Below are 16,404 nucleotides of genomic sequence, written 5' to 3'. Positions count from 1 at the left end.
GCGGTCAGCTCGGTTTGGCCGATCCCACCACCCACATCGAGAAGAACTGCGAACCGCCGCCGTACGCGTGCCCGAGCGCGATCCGCGCGCCGTCGACCTGGTAGTCCCCGGCCCGGCCCATCACCTGCTTGGCCGCTTCGGAGAACCGGAGCATCCCGGAAGCCCCGATCGGGTTCGACGAGAGCACGCCGCCCGAAGGGTTGACCGGCAGGCGTCCGCCGAGCGCGGTTTCGCCGGCTTCGGTGAGCTTCCAGCCCTGGCCCTCGTCGGTGAACCCCAGGTTCTCCAGCCACATCGGCTCGAACCACGAGAACGGCACATAGATCTCCGCGGCGTCCACTTCGGACAGTGGGTCGGTGATGCCCGCGTCCCGCCACAACGCGGCCGCGGCGTCCCGTCCGGCCTGAGGGTTCACCTGGTCGCGTCCGGCGAACGTGGTCGGCTCGGTGCGCATCGCGGTCGCGTGGATCCACGCCGCGCCACCGGGAACTGCGTCGCCCGAGGCTTCGTCTCCGATCACCATCGCGCAGGCGCCGTCCGAAGACGGGCAGGTCTCGTCGTAGCGGATCGGGTCCCACAGCATCTGCGACGCCTGCACCGACTCCACCGTGATGTCGGACTGCCGCAGATGGGCGTACGGATTGAGGGCGCCGTTGCGGCGATCCTTGGCCGCGACGATCGCGCCGACGTGGTCGGGCGCGCCGGACCGCCGGATGTACGAGCGCACGTGGGGTGCGAAGTAGCCGCCCGCCCCGGCGCCCACCGGCATCTGGAACGGCGGCAGGATCGACAGGCCCCACATGGCGTTCGATTCGGACTGCTTCTCGAAGGCCACGGTCAGCACCCGCTTGTGCACGCCTGCCTGCACGAGCGACGCCGCGACGAGCGCGGTCGAGCCGCCGACCGAACCGGCGGTGTGCACGCGCAGCAACGGTTTCCCGGTCGCGCCGAGCGCGTCGGCGAGGAACAGTTCGGGCATCATCACGCCCTCGAACAGATCCGGCGCCTTGCCGAGGACGACGGCGTCGATGTCGTCCCAGCCGGTCCGGGCGTCGTGCATCGCCCGGTCGATGGCCTCCCGGAGCAGACCGGGCATGGACACGTCGGTGCGTTTGGCCTTGTGGTGGGTCTGGCCGGTTCCCAGTACGGCGGCGAGGTGCTTCACGAAAGGACCTCCAAGGTCGCGACCAGGTTCTGCTGGAGGACGGGGCCGCTGGTCGCGTGGGCGAGGGTCTTGCGCGCGCTGCCGTCGAGGATGCGGTTCGCCGCCTCGCCGATCCGCGCCAGCCCCGCCGAGAACATCGGATTGCCGGTCAGGACGCCGCCGGAGGGGTTGATCCGCACCTGGTCGCCGAGGCCCAGCGCGTCGCGCAGGATCAGTTCCTGATGCGTGAACGGCGCGTGCAGTTCCGCGACTTCGACGCCGTCGAGGTCGAGCGCCCGCCCGGCGGCCGCCGTCGAAGGCGACTTGGTGAGGTCTCGGACGCCGAGCGCGGGGGAGTCGACGCGGTGTTCGATCCCGGAGATCACCGCCGGGCTGTCGACGAGGTCCGCGGCCCGCTCGGCCGACGCGAGCACGAGCACGGCGGCGCCGTCGGTGATGGGAGCGATGTCGTGGGCCCGTAAGGGATCCGCGAAGTAAGGGGCGTCCAGGAGCTCGGCGACCTCGACCGTTCCGGAGAGCTGCGCGGCCGGGTTCCCGGCGGCGTCCGCGCGGCTGCGCGCGGCGACCTCGGCGAGATCCTTTTCGGACCAAAGGCCGGATTCGAGCCCCAGCCTCGCCTGGATCCCGGCGACGCTCACCGAGTCCGGCCAGAGCGGCGCGACGACGTACGGGTCCATTTGCAAGGCCAGCACCCGGCGCAGTTGCCCGGCGGAAGACTTGCCGAAGCCGTAGACGAGCGCCGTGTCGACCTCGCCCATCCGGATCTTCAGCCAAGCCTCGTACAACGCCCAGGCGGCGTCCATCTCGACGTGCGATTCGTGGATCGGCGGGAAGGCGCCGATGGCGTCGACCGCGGCGATGAACGAGAACGCGCGGCCGGCGAGGTAGTCCGACGAACCCGAGCACCAGAACCCGATGTCCTCTTTGGACAGACCGGTCCGCTCGAAGACCTCGGCGAAGATCGGCACCAGCATTTCCACGCCGTTGGTGGTGCCCGGGGTGCTGCGGACGTTGGGGGCCTGCGCGAAGCCCACGACTGCTACATCTGGCACTGTGGTCCTCACAGATGGTGGGCGAAGGATTCGTACGGTGCGTCGGGCTCGCCGGTCGGCTCGAAATGGCCGATGTTCTCCAGCGACGTCCACCATTCGTCCCGCGGTTTCCAGGCGGCCCGGACCCGCATGCCCATCCGGACGTCGGCGGCGTCGCAGCCGAGGACCAGATGCAGGAACGCGATGTCCGCGCCGTCGAGCAGGATGTACGCGGCCACGTAGGGCGGTTTGATCTTCTGGCCGAGGAACGGCACGTTCACGATGCAGAACGTCGTGACGATGCCGGTGTCGGGCAGTTCGACCTCATCGGTGGTCGGGATGCCGTCGGTCGGGCAGGCGCCACGCGGCGGGATGTAGACCTTCTCGCAGGACGGGCAGCGCTGGCCGATCAGTTTTCCCTCGGCGAGCCCGCGCAGGTACCGGCTTTCCTCCGGTGACGCGGAATGTTCGTAGCGCAGGTGGATCGGTGTGATCACCACGCTGACCGGCGCGCCCTCTTCGCGTTTCGCGACCGGCGGAGGCGCCTCGGTGGCTTCTGTGCCGGGGCCGTCGGCGGGGACGAAGTAGGCGATGTCGCGGATGTGGCCGACGGTCTCGTCCGCCCAGCGGATCCGGACCCGTTGTCCGGTGTGGACGCTCGCGGGGGAGCCGGCGTCGACCGCGTGCAGGATCGAGGTGTCGGCGCCGTCGAGCCGGATCAGCGCCCACGCGAACGGCCGCGACAACGGCTGGCCGTCGACGGGTTCGGCGATCCAGGACCAGGAGACGATCACGCCCTCGGAAGCCACCGGCACGAATTCGGACAGCGCCTCGGCGGTCACGGGATCGTATTCCAGCGGCGGCACGTGGACGCGGCCGTCGCTGCCCCGGACGCCTTCGACTCGGCGCTCGCGCAGGGCGTTGACGAACCGGCCGAGCACCGGGCCGACCGAACGCGTGTAGTCGAAGCCCACGTTGAGCGGGGCCGACAGCGGGAGTTCAGGTGCGCTCACATTCTGAGTGAAACACGTTCTCGATTTTCCGGCAAGACGGCTCATCTTGGCCTCGCTGACGGTTGCTCTTGAGTGGAACGCGTTCTAGATTTGCGGGTATGTCGACTGCCACCGGGACACTAGGGGTCTGGAACATCGCCGCGCAGGAGCCGGAGCGGGTCGCACTCGTCGATCCGGACGGCCGCTCGATCGGATACGGAGAGCTCGCCGCGAAAGCGAACGCTTACGCGCGGGGCCTGCAAGCCCTCGGGCTCGAAGCCGGTGACGTGGTCGTCGTCCTGCAGCCCAACGGCGACGAACTCGTCGCGGCCTATTTCGCCGCCATCCAGTCCGGCCTGTACATCGTGGTGGTCAACTGGCATCTTGTCGGGCCGGAGGTCGCCTACATCCTCTCTGACAGCGGTGCCAAGGCTTTCTTCGCGCACGAACGCTTCGCCGACGTCGCGATCGCGGCCGCGGACGAGGCGGGCATCCCGGAGCGCGGGCGGTTCGCCGTCGGCGACGTCGAGGGCTTCCGCCGGATCGAGGAACTCGGCTCCGGCGAGGGCGACGGACGTCCGGAGCGGCGCACGGCGGGCTCGCCGATGCTCTACACGTCGGGAACCACGGGGCGGCCCAAGGGTGTCCGGCGGCCACTGACCGGCGCCGACCCCGACTCCGTCCCGGGCGCGTCGACGTGGTTCTTCGGTATCTTCGGGCTCGCGCCGCACGACGACCACGTGCACCTGTGCGGGTCGCCGCTCTATCACACGGCGGTACTGAACTTCGTCGCGATTTCCCTGCAGCTGGGGCATACCGCGGTGCTGATGGACCGCTGGGACGCCGAGGACATGCTGCGGCTGATCGAGCGGCATCGCGTCACGCACAGCCACATGGTCCCGACGCAGTTCCGCCGTCTGCTCGCGCTGCCGGACGACGTCCGCGCGGCCTACGACCTGGGTTCGCTGCGCGTGATGATCCACGGCGCCGCGCCCTGTCCGCTTGAGGTCAAACGCCGGATGCTCGACTGGTGGGGCCCGGTCGTCACCGAGTACTACGCGGCCACCGAAGGCGGCGGGACGGCGATCTCGGGGGAGGAATGGCTCAAGAAGCCGGGTTCGGTCGGGCTGTCGTGGCCGGGTTCGACGATCAAGATCCTCGACGACGAGGGCACGGAACTGCCCGCCGGCGAGACCGGCACGGTGTACATGAAGATGGGCGACTCGAAGTTCGAGTACCACAAGGACCGGGCCAAGACGGACAAGGCGCGGGTCGGGGACCTGTTCACCCTCGGCGACGTCGGGCATCTCGACGAGGACGGCTACCTCTTCCTGCACGACCGCAAGGCGGACCTGATCATCTCGGGCGGGGTCAACATCTACCCGGCGGAGATCGAGGGCGAACTGGTGATGCACCCGAAGATCGCCGACGTCGCGGTGTTCGGCGTCCCGCACGAGGACTGGGGCGAGGCGATCAAGGCCGTCGTCCAGCCCGCGGACGGTGTCGAGCCCTCCGAGGAGTTGACCGCGGAGATCCTCGAGTACGCGGCGTCGCGTCTCGCGAAGTTCAAACTCCCGCGTTCCGTCGACTACTTGCCCGAACTCCCGCGCGACCCGAACGGAAAGCTCTACAAGCGCAAGCTCCGCGACCCCTACTGGGCCGGTCACCGCGTCCCCTGACGCATTTCGTCCTCTGAATGCGATAGTTCGCCGACGAACTACCGCATTCAGAGGACTAAACGCAGGGGTCAGCGGCCCCGAAAGACGGGCTTGCGCTTCTCGGCGAAGGCGCGGGGGCCTTCCTTCGCGTCTTCGCTCGCGAAGACCTCGATGCCGTACTGGGCGTCGAGCTTGAAGGCCTCTTCCTCGTGCGTGCCTTCGGTGTCCCGCATGGTCTTGAGGATCGCGCGGACCGCCAAGGGACCGTTCGCGGAGATGAGGCCCGCGAGTTCGAGTGCCTTGTCCAACGCCTTCCCGTCCGGGACGACGTGGCCGATCAGGCCGATCCCCAGCGCCTCGGCCGCGGTGATATGCCGTCCGGTCAGCAGGAGGTCGGCGGCGACGGTGTACGGGATCTGGCGGGGGAGCCGCACGGCCGAACCGCCCATCGGGAACAGGCTCCACCGCGCCTCGGACACACCGAACTTCGCGCTCTCACCCGCGACGCGGATGTCCGTACCTTGCAGGATCTCCGTGCCGCCGGCGATCGCGGCGCCTTCGACGGCGGCGATCAACGGCTTCGTCAGCCGGCGGCCCTTGAGCAGGCCCTCGATCCGGCTGGGATCGAACGTGCCCTTCTCGAACGAGTCCGACGGCGAGTTCTTCGACATCGACTTCAGATCCGCGCCCGCGCAGAACGCGCCACCCGCGCCGGTGAGCACGCAGCACCGGATGTCGTCGTCCTCGTCGACCCTGTTCCACGCCTCGACCATGATCCCGAGCATCTCGCCGCTGAGCGCGTTGCGGGCCTCCGGCCGGTTCATCGTGACCACGAGGGTGTGTTCGATCTTTTCCACCAGCGCGTGCGGTTCGCCCACCGGGACCTCCACTGACTTCACTGAAAGAGCGGCCATTGCCCAGAACGATAACATGTTCTACTTTGAGGGAGTGGCACTCAACATCGCGGATCTACTCGAGCACGCCGTCGACGCCGTGCCGGAGCGCATCGCGGTCGTCTGCGGCGATCGGCGGGTCACCTTCGCCGAATTGGAAGAGCGCGCCAACCGGCTGGCGCACCATCTCGCCGCACACGGCGTGGGACCCGGATCCCACATCGGTGTCTATTCCCGGAACTCGATCGAGGCCCTGGAATCGATGATCGCCGCGTACAAGCTGCGCGCGATCGCGGTCAACGTCAACTACCGCTACGTCCACGGCGAACTGCGGTACCTGTTCGACAACGCCGACCTCGTGGCGCTGGTCCACGAGCGCCAGTATTCGGACAAGGTGGCGGCCGTCCTGCCGGAGACGCCGAAACTGAAACACGTTGTCGTTGTCGACGACGGAAGCGACGGCGACTACTCGTCCTATGGAGGCGTGGATTACGAAGCCGCGCTCGCCGAAGGCTCCCCCGAGCGGGACTTCGCCGAGCGCAGCGCCGACGACATCTACATCCTCTACACCGGCGGCACCACCGGCTATCCCAAGGGCGTCCTGTGGCGCCACGAGGACATCTGGCGGGCGCTCGGTGGCGGCATCAACTTTGTCACCGGCGAGTACGTCCCGGACGAGTGGACGCTCGCTGAGCAGGGCAAGTCGGGCAGCCTGGTCCGGCTCCCGGCCGCGCCGCTGATCCACGGCGCCGCGCAGTGGGCCGCGTTCGGCGCGCTGTTCACCGGCAGCCCGGTCGTGTTCGTCCCGCGGTTCGACGCGCACGAGGTCTGGAAAGCCGTGCAGGACAACAAGGTCCAGGTGCTCACCATCGTCGGTGACGCGATGGCTCGGCCGCTGATCGACGCCTATCGCGAGGGCGACTACGACGCGTCGTCGATCGTGGCGGTGTCGAGTCACGCCGCCTTGTTCTCCCAGTCGGTGAAGCAGGAATTCCTGTCACTGCTCCCGCATGTGGTGATCACCGACGCGATCGGTTCGTCCGAAAGCGGGTTCACCGGCATCGGCATGGTCAGCAAGGACAGCGATCATTCCGCCGGTCCTCGGGTCAACTTCGGCAAGGACGCGATCCTGGTGGACGACGACGGCGCGCTCGTCGAACCGAAACCGGGCGCGATCGGCCTGATCGCCCGGCGCGGGCACGTCCCGCTCGGATACTACAAGGACCCCGCGAAGACCGAGAAGATCTTCGTCGAGGTCGACGGCAAGCGGTACGTCGTCCCGGGTGACTACGCGCGTTACGAGGAAGACCTCACGGTGACCCTGCTCGGACGGGGGTCGCAGTGCGTGAACACCGGCGGCGAGAAGGTGTACCCGGAGGAAGTGGAGGGCGCGCTCAAGTCGCATCCGGACGTCTTCGACGCGCTCGTCATCGGCATCCCCGACGACCGGCTCGGCCAGCGGGTGGCCGCGGTCATCCAGCCGCGCTCCGGCAAGGATCTCGACGTCGCCGCGCTCGAAGCGCACGTACGGACCGAGATCGCCGGCTACAAGGTGCCGCGCAGTCTCTGGCTCGCCGAGGAGATCGGGCGGTCACCCAGCGGGAAACCGGACTATCCCTGGGCGCAGCGCTACGCCGCCGAGCACGAGCCCATCACCATTCAACCGGCGTAAGGAGTTTCATGCGGACGTCTCTGTGCGACCGGCTCGGGATCGAACTGCCGATCGTCGGGTTCACCCCGTCCGAGCACGTCGCCGCGGCGATCAGCCGGGCGGGCGGTCTCGGCGTGCTGGGCTGCGTGCGGTTCAACGACGCCGCCGAGCTCGACGCCGTCCTGTCCTGGATGGACGAGAACACCGGCGGAAAGCCCTACGGCGTCGACATCGTGATGCCCGCGAAGATCCCGGCCGAAGGGACGTCGATCGATCTCGCGAAACACATCCCGCAGGGGCATCGCGACTTCGTGGAGCGGACGCTGCGCGATCTCGCGGTGCCGCCGCTGCCCGACGACACCGACGAACGCGCGGGAGTGCTGGGCTGGCTGCATTCGGTCGCCCGGTCCCATGTCGAGGTCGCGCTGAAACACCCCATCCGGCTGATCGCCAACGCGCTGGGGTCGCCGCCGGTGGACGTCATCGAGCAGTGTCACGCGAAGGGCGTGCCGGTCGCGGCCTTGGCGGGCAAGGCCGAACATGCCGTGCGGCACGTCGACAACGGCGTCGACATCGTTGTGGCGCAAGGCTATGAGGCGGGCGGGCACACCGGCGAGATCGCGTCGATGGTCCTGCTGCCCGAGGTGGTGGACGCCGTCGGCGACCGCGTCCCGGTGCTCGCCGCCGGCGGGATCGGCTCGGGCAGGCAGGTCGCGGCGGCGCTCGCGCTGGGCGCGTCCGGGGTGTGGATGGGTTCCTTCTGGCTCGCCACCGAGGAATACCTCCAGACCATGGGGGAGTCCGAGGCGATGCAGCGCGCGCTGGTCGCGGCGGGTTCGTCCGACACCGTCCGGACGCGGATCTACACCGGTAAACCGGCGCGGCTGCTCAAGACGCGGTGGACCGAGGCGTGGGCCGCGCCGGACGCGCCCGAACCGCTGCCGATGCCGCTGCAGAACCTGCTCGTTTCCCACGCGCACAACCGGATCCACCACGCGGCCGATCCGAGCGTGGTCTCGATGCCGGTGGGGCAGATCGTCGGGCGGATGGACCGGGTGCGCCCGGTCGCCGACGTGATCTCGGAGCTGGTGTCGGGGTACGAAGAGACACTGTCGCGTTTGGACAAGACCCGCTGAGGTTGCCGCGAAGTCCGTGAAGGCCTCCTTGCCTACCTTCAGGGTAGGGAAGGAGGCCTTCACGGACTTCGCCGGTGAGGTGAGGCTGGGTCACAGTGGCTTTCGCGACACGGTGGCAGGGCGGCCGAGAACTGCCCTCGCCGCGACACGGCAGCCCCTTGAAACGAGAAGGTCCCCTTCACCTCGTCGCTGTGGTGAAGGGGACCTTCAGGGCATGCCGTGCGAGAGACTAGAGACCGGCGGCCGCGTTCTTGATCGCGGTCGCGAAGGTGCTCACCTCGGTGTAGACGCCGGGAGCGTGCGCCCGCGCGCAACCCTCGCCCCAGCTGGTGATGCCGACCTGGATCCAGGCACCGGCGCTGTCGCGACGGAACATCGGGCCGCCCGAGTCACCCTGGCAGGTGTCGACGCCGCCGGAGTTGACGTTGCCCGCGCAGATCTCGGCGCTGTCGATCAGGTCGGCGTAGCTGCCGCCCTGCGCCTTGCAGGTCGAGTCGGAGACGAACGGAACGTTGGCCTTGAGGAGGTAACGCTGCTGCGCCCCGCCCTCGGTCGCGGCGCCCCAGCCGGCGACGGTGAACGTGCCGCTGTTGTTGGCGGTCGTGGTGGCGATCGGCAGCGTCGGGATGCCGCTGACCGGGCTGGCGAGCTTGATCAGCGCCCAGTCACCGCCGGTGGAGGTGGGATAGGTCGGCGACCGGTACACGTAGGTCGACTTGACCTTCTTGGCCGCCGTGCTCTGCAGGTCCACGACGCCGAGGGTGGCGGTGATCCCCGTGTTGGCCCCGGTCCGCGACACGCAGTGCGCGGCCGTCAGCACGATCTGCGGGGTGTAGAGCGCACCACCGCAGCCCATGGAAAGCCTTACCATCCAAGGAAATTCGCCCTGAGCGGCGCGGGTGCCACCGACCACGTCGGTGGACGGCGGCTGCGCGGCCGCGGCTTGCGGAGCCGTGGCGAGACCCGCCAGGGTTCCGGCCGCCGCGACGGCGATCAGGGTCTTTTTGAGCAGGCTGAACCGACGCTTGATGTTCAAGGGTTCATTCCTTCCGGCTGTCCACAGTGGAGGCAGGGAGACTGACTGCGGCCAACTGACTACAGCAGGTGGGCATACGCCGGGACAACCAACTTTCTTCGGATCTTTCGGCCGATGGTGGTGATTAACGGACGTCCGGGCCTGACTGCCGACGAATGGCGTGGTCCGGAGCGCCCAACGCCTCTACTCCTGGACCGGCGAGCGCCGGAACCGCCGGAAGGCTGAACGCTCCGTCACACCTGCCCGATCCGCCGAACGAGGTGCCCGTTTCGTCCACGAGTGTGAGCGTGGCATGAACACTTCGTTCGGGTCAGTACAGGCATGGGGAAACGGGCCTAGGATCTGGATCGTGAAAGCGCGTTCGCCAAGACTTCATCCACCCGCCGACGGCCCGGTTCGGGACGGAATTCCCGAGCACGGCCGCATTCCCCGCTATTACGCGGTCAAAGTCGATCTGCTCGACGTGATCTCCGAATTAGGGCAAGGAGCGGTACTTCCCACCGAAAGGGAACTGTCCGAACGATTCGAGGTTTCCCGCGCGACGGTCCGCCAGGCCGTCGGTGAACTCGTGCTCGAAGGGCGGCTGAGCAGGCGGCAGGGGAGCGGCACGTACGTCGCGGGCCCCAAGCTCGTCCAGCCGCTCGCCTTGGTGAGTTACACCGAAGGACTCAGGAGGCAGGGCATTCAACCAGGGCGGAATCTGATCTCTTTGGAACGCCGGGAAGCGGGCCCGTCGCTGGCTTCGGAACTGGAAATCGATCCCGAAGACGACGTCATCCACATCGAACGGGTGCTGCTCGCCGACGACGAGCGGGTCGGGCTGGAATCGACCTATCTCACCGCCGCGCGATTCCCGACGCTGATGGATGTGTTCGATCCCACACAGTCGCTCTACGCCTGTTTGCGGGAGCGGCTCGGGGTCGTCTTCGACGGCGCCGAGGAGCGGGTCGAGACCGTGCTCGCCACACCCCGGGAGGCCCTGCTGATCGGGACGAACCCGGCGCTGCCGATGCTGCTGATGCACCGGACGTCGTGGGGGCCCGACGGGATCCCGTTCGAGCGCGTCCGGTCGCTGTTCCGCGGCGACCGGCTCTCCTTCGAGACCCGACTGGGCCGCGTGGAGTAGCCACCTGCCGCATTTGGTCCTCTGAACGCGGTATTTGCGGATTCAACGACCGCATCGAGAGGACGAAACGCGAGGTAATGTAACGCGAAGATAACAGGTCTGGTCCACATTTCGGAGGCACTTCACCTGCGGTTAGGGCGGGTGTCACGGAGCGTTGGTGCGCGCAGGCGAGCGTCTGCGGTGTGCGAATCCTCATCATCGGCGGCGGAGTGCTCGGCACCCAGCACGCCTGGCAGGCCGTCGAACGCGGCCACGACGTCGTCCAGATCGAACGGGAACCCGAGGCCAGGGGCGCGTCCGTGCGCAACTTCGGCCTGGTCTGGGTCGGCGGCCGCGCCAGTGGCCCCGAACTGGAGACGGCCGCGCGGGCGCGAGTGCTGTGGGAGCGCATCGGGGAACGGGTCGAAGGGATCGGCTTCCGGCCGAACGGCTCACTCACCGTCGTCCGCACGGAGGCCGAACTCGCCGTCGCCGAGGCCTCGGCCGCGAGCACGGAGGACCGCGGCTTCAAGCTGCTCGACGCAGCCGAGACCAGGGAGCTGAACCCGGCCCTGCGCGGTGACTTCCTCGGCGCGCTCTGGTGTGACCGCGACGCCGCCGTCGAACCGCGCGTCGCCCAGCCCGCCCTGCGCGCCGAGCTGGCGAAATCCGGCCGATACACCTGGATGCCCGGCCGTGAGATCCGCGACCTGGCCGATCGCGGCGTCGTCGACGACGCGGGCGAAACCCACGAAGGCGACGTCGTGGTGCTGTGCACCGGTGCCTGGACCGGTGGCCTGGTCAAGGAACTCGCCGGGCAGCCCCCGGTCCGCCGGGTGCGGTTGCAGATGGCGCAGACCGAGCCGCTCGGGGAAACCCTCACCACCACGGTCGCCGACGCGGACAGCTTCCGGTACTACCCGGCGTATCGCGGCGAGGCGCTCGACGGTCTCAACGCGAGCCAGCCCCAGGGAGAGATCGCCGCGGCCAACGCCATGCAGCTGCTCATGGTCCAGCGCCTCGACGGGTCGCTGACCATCGGCGACACCCACGAATACGACGAGCCGTTCTCGTTCGACACCACCGAAGACCCGTACGACCACCTGGCCGAGGTCGCCGGCGAGCTGCTCGGACGGCCGCTCCCGCGCATCGCCCGCCGTTGGGCCGGCGTCTACGCCCAGACCGCCGACACCACCCGGATCGTGCATCGCGCCCGCGTCGCGGACAACGCGTGGCTCGTCACCGGACCGGGCGGCCGGGGGATGACCTGTTCCCCCGCCATCGCCGAGGACACCGCAGAGGAGCTGTCCTGGTGAACACCGAACTCGTCGTCCTGGACATGGCCGGGACCACCGTCGCCGACGACGGCCTCGTGATCCGCGCCTTCACCGCGGCGATCGCCGCCGCCGGAGTGTCCGAAGAGGACAGTCGCTTTCCCGGAATGCTCGACTACGTCGTCGAAACGATGGGGCAGTCCAAGATCGTCGTCTTCCGCGCACTGCTCGACGGAGACGAAGAACTCGCCCGGCGCGCGAACATCGCCTTCCAGGACGCCTACGAGAAACTCGTCGCCGACGGCCACTGCGAGCCGATTCCCGGCGCCGAGCAGACGATCCAGGAACTGCGCGCCCAAGGGGTGAAGGTCGCGCTCACCACCGGCTTCGCACCGGCCACGCAGAACGCGATCCTGGACGCGCTGGGCTGGCGCGGCCTCGCCGACGCCGTGCTGGCCCCGGGCGAGGGTGTCCGAGGCCGCCCGTACCCCGACCTGGTCCTCGCGGCCGCGTTGCGGCTCGAAATCACCGACGTCCGCAGGATCGCCGTCGCCGGTGACACCGCTTCGGACGTCCAGACCGGGCTGCGGTCCGGCGCCTCGATCGTCGCCGGCGTGCTCACCGGATCGGCGAAGAAGCCGGAGCTCGAAGCCGCCGGCGCTACCCACGTCCTCGAATCCGTCCGCGACCTCCCCGCCCTGCTGTCCTAAAAGGAGCTTTGACGACATGAAGAAACTCGCGGCCACCGCCCTCGCCGGGCTGCTCGCCCTCACCCTGGGCGCCTGTGGCGGAACCGCCGGTGGCGCTTCCGGCGACCAGACCGTCACGCTGTACACAGTGGACGGTCTGGAAGACTGGTACGCCCAGCGCTTCGAGGAGTTCAAGGCCAAGACCGGGATCACCGTCCAGGCGGTGACCGCCGGATCGGGCGAGGTCGCCTCGCGGGTGGAGAAGGAGAAGGCCAACACCCAGGCCGACATCCTGGTCACGCTCCCGCCGTTCATCCAGCGGGCCGCGTCGCAGGGCTTGCTCGCCACCACGGCCCCCGCCGGTATCGACCAGGTCGCCGCCGGGCAGAAGGACGGCCAGGGCCGCTACTTCGCGATCATGAACAACTACCTCAGCTTCATCCGCAACCCGCAGGTCTCGCCCAAGACCTGGGACGACCTCCTGTCCCCGTCGCTCAAGGGCAAGCTCCAGTACTCGACCCCCGGCGAGGCGGGCGACGGCACCGCGGTCCTGCTGCAACTCCAGCACGTACTCGGTGACCAGGGCGCACTCGACTACCTCGCGAAGCTCGAAGCCAACAACGTCGGCCCGTCGTCCTCCACCGGCAAGCTGCAGCCAAAGGTGGCGAAGGCCGAGATCCTGGTGGCCAACGGCGACGTCCAAATGAACCTGGCCGCGATCGAGAAGAGCGGCGGCTTCGAGGTCTTCTTCCCGGCCGACGCGCGAGGCAAGCGCTCCACCTTCGCCCTCCCGTACTACGCGGGCCTGGTCAACAACGCGCCGCACGCCGAAAACGCCAAGAAGTTCCTGGACTTCCTGCTCTCAGCCGAGGTGCAGGGCAAGGTCGTCGACGCCTTCGGTGCCCCGTCGCGGACCGACGTCACGCCGTCCGGCCCGCGGGCGGACAAGGTGAAGGCCGCTCTCGACGGCGTCGAGATCTGGCAGCCGGATTGGGACGCCGTCCTCGCGAAGCTCGACGCCGACCTGGCCGCGTACAAGAAGGCCGTGGGCCGATGACCCCGGCGGTCGAATTCCGCGGCGTTTCCGTCCGCTTCGGCCAGACGACGGCCCTCTCACCACTGGATCTCACCGTGGCGAGAGGGGAGACGCTGGCGATGCTCGGCCCGTCGGGCTCCGGCAAGTCGACGGCCCTGAAGGCACTCGCGGGTTTCGTCGTGCCGAGCACCGGCCGGGTCCTGCTCGATGGCGAGGACGTCACCGATCTGCCGCCGCACCGGCGCGGCCTCGGCGTCGTCGTCCAGAGTTACGCGCTGTTCCCGCACATGCGGGTCGAGGCCAACGTCGCTTTCGGCCTCAAGGCGCGGAAAACGCCTCGCGCCGAGACGGCGAGCCGGGTCGCCGAAGCGCTGGAGCTGGTCGGGATGGGCGAGTACGCCCGTCGCTACCCGCGTGAGCTTTCGGGCGGGCAGCAGCAGCGGGTCGCGCTCGCGCGGGCGCTGGCGATCCGGCCCCGTGTGCTGCTGCTCGACGAACCACTGTCCGCTTTGGACGCCGCCCTGCGCGAGGACATGGTCGCGGAACTCCTGCGGCTGCGGGCCGAGCTCCCCGACACCACGCTGATCTACGTCACCCATGACCAGGGCGAGGCACTGGCGCTGGCCGACCGGATCGCCGTCATGCGCGACTCGAAGCTGGTCGAACTCGGCCGGAGCCGCGAGCTCTACCAGCGTCCCTCGACGGAATTCACCGCGAGCTTCCTCGGCGCTTCCAATCTCATCCCGGTCGAGCTGATCCACCCCGACGGCACCAGGGTCCGGCTCGGCGACCGCGAGCTGGCCGCGGATCCGGCAGGCACGATCCGGACGGGGCAGTCCGTCGCGCTCGGCGTGCGGCCGCACCGGATCGGGATCACCGCGGTGGACGCCCCCGGCGCGCTGCCCGCGGTGCTGCGCGGTGTCCAATGGCGCGGCACGGGCTTCCGGCTCGACCTCGAGCTCGCGCACAACGGGGACGAGGTCCGCGCCGAAGTGCCGGACATCGACGGACTTCCGAGTGTGGGGGAGCGGGTCGGAGTGTCCATTCCGGACGGTTGCCCGCTGGTGGGCGTCGGATGACCGGCCTCGCACTGGCCGCGACGGCCGCACCGGCGCGGCGGCGGGAGAAACAGCCCGGACGCGGCTGGCTCCTGCTGCCGCCGGTGCTCGTCCTGCTCGGGTTCTTCGGCTATCCGCTCGTACTGGTCGTTCTCCAATCACTGGAGTCGAAGACCGGCGAGGTCGGGCTGTCGGTCTGGCTGGACGTGCTGGGCTCGGCGGAATTCCGGGACGCCGCCTGGAAGACCGTCGCGCTCGCGCTCGGCGCCACCGCGGGGTGTGTGGTGCTGGGGACGTTCCTCGCGCTGGTGATCGCTTTCGTGCCGTTCCCCGGCGCGCGAACGCTTTCGCGGCTGGTGGACACCGTGCTCGCGTTCCCGTCGTTTCTCATCGCGCTCGCGTTCACCTTCATCTACGGCAGCGCGGGCATCCTGGGCGCGGGCGGGTTCCTGTACTCGCCGTTCGGGATCCTGCTGGCGGAGATCACCTTCTACACGCCGTTCGTGATGCGGCCGGCGCTCGCCGCGTTCGGCCAGGTCTCGTCGGCGCAGATGGAGGTCGCGGCCAGCCTCGGCGCCAAACCCGGCCGCGTGCTGCGCCAGGTCATTCTCCCGGAAGCCTTGCCGTCACTGGCATCCGGCGCCTGCCTGACCATGTTGCTGGCGATGAACGAGTTCGGCATCGTGCTCTTCCTCGGCGCGAAGGACGTCACGACGCTGCCGATGCTGGTCTACGGCAAGGGGATCGTCACCTTCGACTTCCCGCAGGCCTGTGTCATCGCGGTGGTCAACGTGGTCTTCTCCCTCGCCCTGTACGGAACCTACCGGCGACTGACGAAGGGAGGCCGTCGTGCTGCTGTGGACCAGGCGTAGCCGTGTCCTGCTGTGGGCGGTGTTCGCGGTGTTGTTCACCGCGATCGTGCTGGCGCCGCTGTTGATGATCGCGCTGGCGTCGGTCGCCGGGAACTGGACAGGACTGCTGCCGGGGGCGCTCACCGGCTCGCATTTCGCGCAGGCGCTGTCCGGGGAGACGTTCGCGAGCCTCTCCGTGAGCATCCAGACCGGTGTCATCGCGTCGCTGGTGTCGGTACTGCTCGGCACGTGGGCCGCGCTCGCGTCGCAGTCGGTGCCGCCGAAGCTGCGGAAGGCCGTCGACACCCTGTTCCACCTGCCGATCGCGGTGCCGTCGGTGGTGCTGGGGCTGGCGCTGCTCGTCGCGTTCAGCCGTCCGCCGCTCGCCTTCAACGGCACGCGCTGGATCGTGCTGCTGGGGCACGTGATGATCCTGCTGCCGTTCTCCTACAGCACGGTCTCCGCCGCGATCGCGCGGATGGATCCGCTGCTGGCACAGGCCGCCGCGAGCCTCGGCGCCTCGCCGGTCCGGGTGCTGCTGCGGGTGCGGCTGCCGGTGCTGCTGCCGTCGATCTCGGCGTCCGCGAGCCTCGCGCTGGCGATGTCGATGGGCGAACTGGGCGCGACGATGATGCTGTACCCGCCGGACTGGCGCACGCTGCCCGCGAGCATCTTCGCGCTCACCGACCGGGGCCAGGTGTTCCTCGCGTCGGCGAGCACCGTGCTGCTGCTGGCCGTCACGCTCGCCGGGGTGGTGCTGCTCGGGCTGGCCCGGGGCCGCGCGGCCCAGCGGTGATGCAACCGTTCGCGAGGTTCGTTCCGTCTTGAC

General features: G+C 69.0%; 15 protein-coding genes. 10 read left to right on the top strand and 5 right to left on the bottom strand.

The features are described from left to right. Positions 1-4: 4 nt before the first annotated feature. Genes AC069I_RS36310 through AC069I_RS36300 form a run of 3 tightly spaced genes read right to left on the bottom strand, consistent with a single transcriptional unit; the run spans position 5 to position 3,254 of the window. On the bottom strand, positions 5-1,165 hold the full coding sequence (locus AC069I_RS36310; protein WP_478267403.1) for a thiolase domain-containing protein: 1,161 nt from the start codon (positions 1,163-1,165) through the stop codon (positions 5-7). Continuing rightward, complete coding sequence (locus AC069I_RS36305) at positions 1,162-2,217, bottom strand: thiolase domain-containing protein (RefSeq protein ID WP_478267402.1); 1,056 nt, start codon at positions 2,215-2,217, stop codon at positions 1,162-1,164. Before AC069I_RS36305 ends, AC069I_RS36310 begins: the two co-directional genes overlap by 4 nt. Before the next feature lie 8 nt (positions 2,218-2,225). Continuing rightward, positions 2,226-3,254, bottom strand: a complete 1,029-nt coding sequence (locus AC069I_RS36300; RefSeq protein ID WP_478267401.1) for a Zn-ribbon domain-containing OB-fold protein — start codon at positions 3,252-3,254, stop codon at positions 2,226-2,228. A 53-nt stretch (positions 3,255-3,307) separates the two neighbouring features. On the opposite strand from AC069I_RS36300, the gene AC069I_RS36295 reads away from it, so the two are divergent. Beyond that, positions 3,308-4,867: an acyl-CoA synthetase gene (locus AC069I_RS36295; RefSeq protein WP_478267400.1), complete on the top strand. Its 1,560-nt coding sequence runs from the start codon at positions 3,308-3,310 to the stop codon at positions 4,865-4,867. 68 nt (positions 4,868-4,935) lie between these two features. On the opposite strand, the gene AC069I_RS36290 is transcribed toward AC069I_RS36295, so the two are convergent. Further along, positions 4,936-5,724 (bottom strand): crotonase/enoyl-CoA hydratase family protein, encoded by a 789-nt coding sequence (locus AC069I_RS36290; RefSeq protein WP_478233715.1) that lies wholly within the window; start codon positions 5,722-5,724, stop codon positions 4,936-4,938. A gap of 70 nt (positions 5,725-5,794) precedes the next feature. Between AC069I_RS36290 and AC069I_RS36285 the strand changes: the two genes are divergently transcribed. Then, positions 5,795-7,411, top strand: a complete 1,617-nt coding sequence (locus tag AC069I_RS36285; protein WP_478233716.1) for an acyl-CoA synthetase — start codon at positions 5,795-5,797, stop codon at positions 7,409-7,411. An 8-nt stretch (positions 7,412-7,419) separates the two neighbouring features. Beyond that, positions 7,420-8,526, top strand: a complete 1,107-nt coding sequence (locus AC069I_RS36280) for an NAD(P)H-dependent flavin oxidoreductase (protein WP_340685176.1) — start codon at positions 7,420-7,422, stop codon at positions 8,524-8,526. 229 nt (positions 8,527-8,755) lie between these two features. Here the strand turns inward: AC069I_RS36280 and AC069I_RS36275 are convergent, their stop codons facing one another. After that, positions 8,756-9,562, bottom strand: coding sequence for a S1 family peptidase (locus tag AC069I_RS36275; RefSeq protein ID WP_465452166.1), 807 nt, complete (start codon positions 9,560-9,562; stop codon positions 8,756-8,758). Positions 9,563-9,911: 349 nt separating this feature from the next. Here AC069I_RS36275 and AC069I_RS36270 point away from each other — a divergent pair, with 349 nt between their 5' ends. The 7 genes from AC069I_RS36270 to AC069I_RS36240 all read left to right on the top strand — a co-directional run bounded on the left by AC069I_RS36270 (position 9,912) and on the right by AC069I_RS36240 (position 16,371). Then, positions 9,912-10,688 (top strand): GntR family transcriptional regulator, encoded by a 777-nt coding sequence (locus AC069I_RS36270; protein ID WP_007033614.1) that lies wholly within the window; start codon positions 9,912-9,914, stop codon positions 10,686-10,688. A gap of 182 nt (positions 10,689-10,870) precedes the next feature. Then, complete coding sequence (locus tag AC069I_RS36265) at positions 10,871-11,983, top strand: TIGR03364 family FAD-dependent oxidoreductase (RefSeq protein WP_478227789.1); 1,113 nt, start codon at positions 10,871-10,873, stop codon at positions 11,981-11,983. Next, positions 11,977-12,651 carry a phosphonatase-like hydrolase gene (locus AC069I_RS36260; RefSeq protein WP_478267437.1) on the top strand — a complete coding sequence of 225 codons (675 nt, stop codon included), beginning with the start codon at positions 11,977-11,979 and terminating at the stop codon, positions 12,649-12,651. Before AC069I_RS36265 ends, AC069I_RS36260 begins: the two co-directional genes overlap by 7 nt. Positions 12,652-12,667: 16 nt before the next feature. Further along, positions 12,668-13,687 (top strand): 2-aminoethylphosphonate ABC transporter substrate-binding protein, encoded by a 1,020-nt coding sequence (locus tag AC069I_RS36255; RefSeq protein ID WP_478227790.1) that lies wholly within the window; start codon positions 12,668-12,670, stop codon positions 13,685-13,687. Continuing rightward, a complete protein-coding gene (locus tag AC069I_RS36250) occupies positions 13,684-14,745 on the top strand; it encodes an ABC transporter ATP-binding protein (protein ID WP_478233719.1) in 1,062 nt (353 codons plus the stop codon). The genes AC069I_RS36255 and AC069I_RS36250 overlap by 4 nt, the downstream gene beginning before the upstream one ends. Then, positions 14,742-15,596 (top strand): 2-aminoethylphosphonate ABC transporter permease subunit, encoded by an 855-nt coding sequence (locus tag AC069I_RS36245; protein WP_125675330.1) that lies wholly within the window; start codon positions 14,742-14,744, stop codon positions 15,594-15,596. The genes AC069I_RS36250 and AC069I_RS36245 overlap by 4 nt, the downstream gene beginning before the upstream one ends. Then, the gene (locus AC069I_RS36240) at positions 15,574-16,371 is read left to right on the top strand and encodes an ABC transporter permease (protein WP_478233721.1); all 798 of its coding nucleotides are present in this window, start codon (positions 15,574-15,576) and stop codon (positions 16,369-16,371) included. The genes AC069I_RS36245 and AC069I_RS36240 overlap by 23 nt, the downstream gene beginning before the upstream one ends. Positions 16,372-16,404 lie beyond the last annotated feature (33 nt).

This window comes from Amycolatopsis sp. NPDC043885, from assembly GCF_056435685.1.
This window is presented reverse-complemented; position numbering and strand designations above follow the sequence as displayed.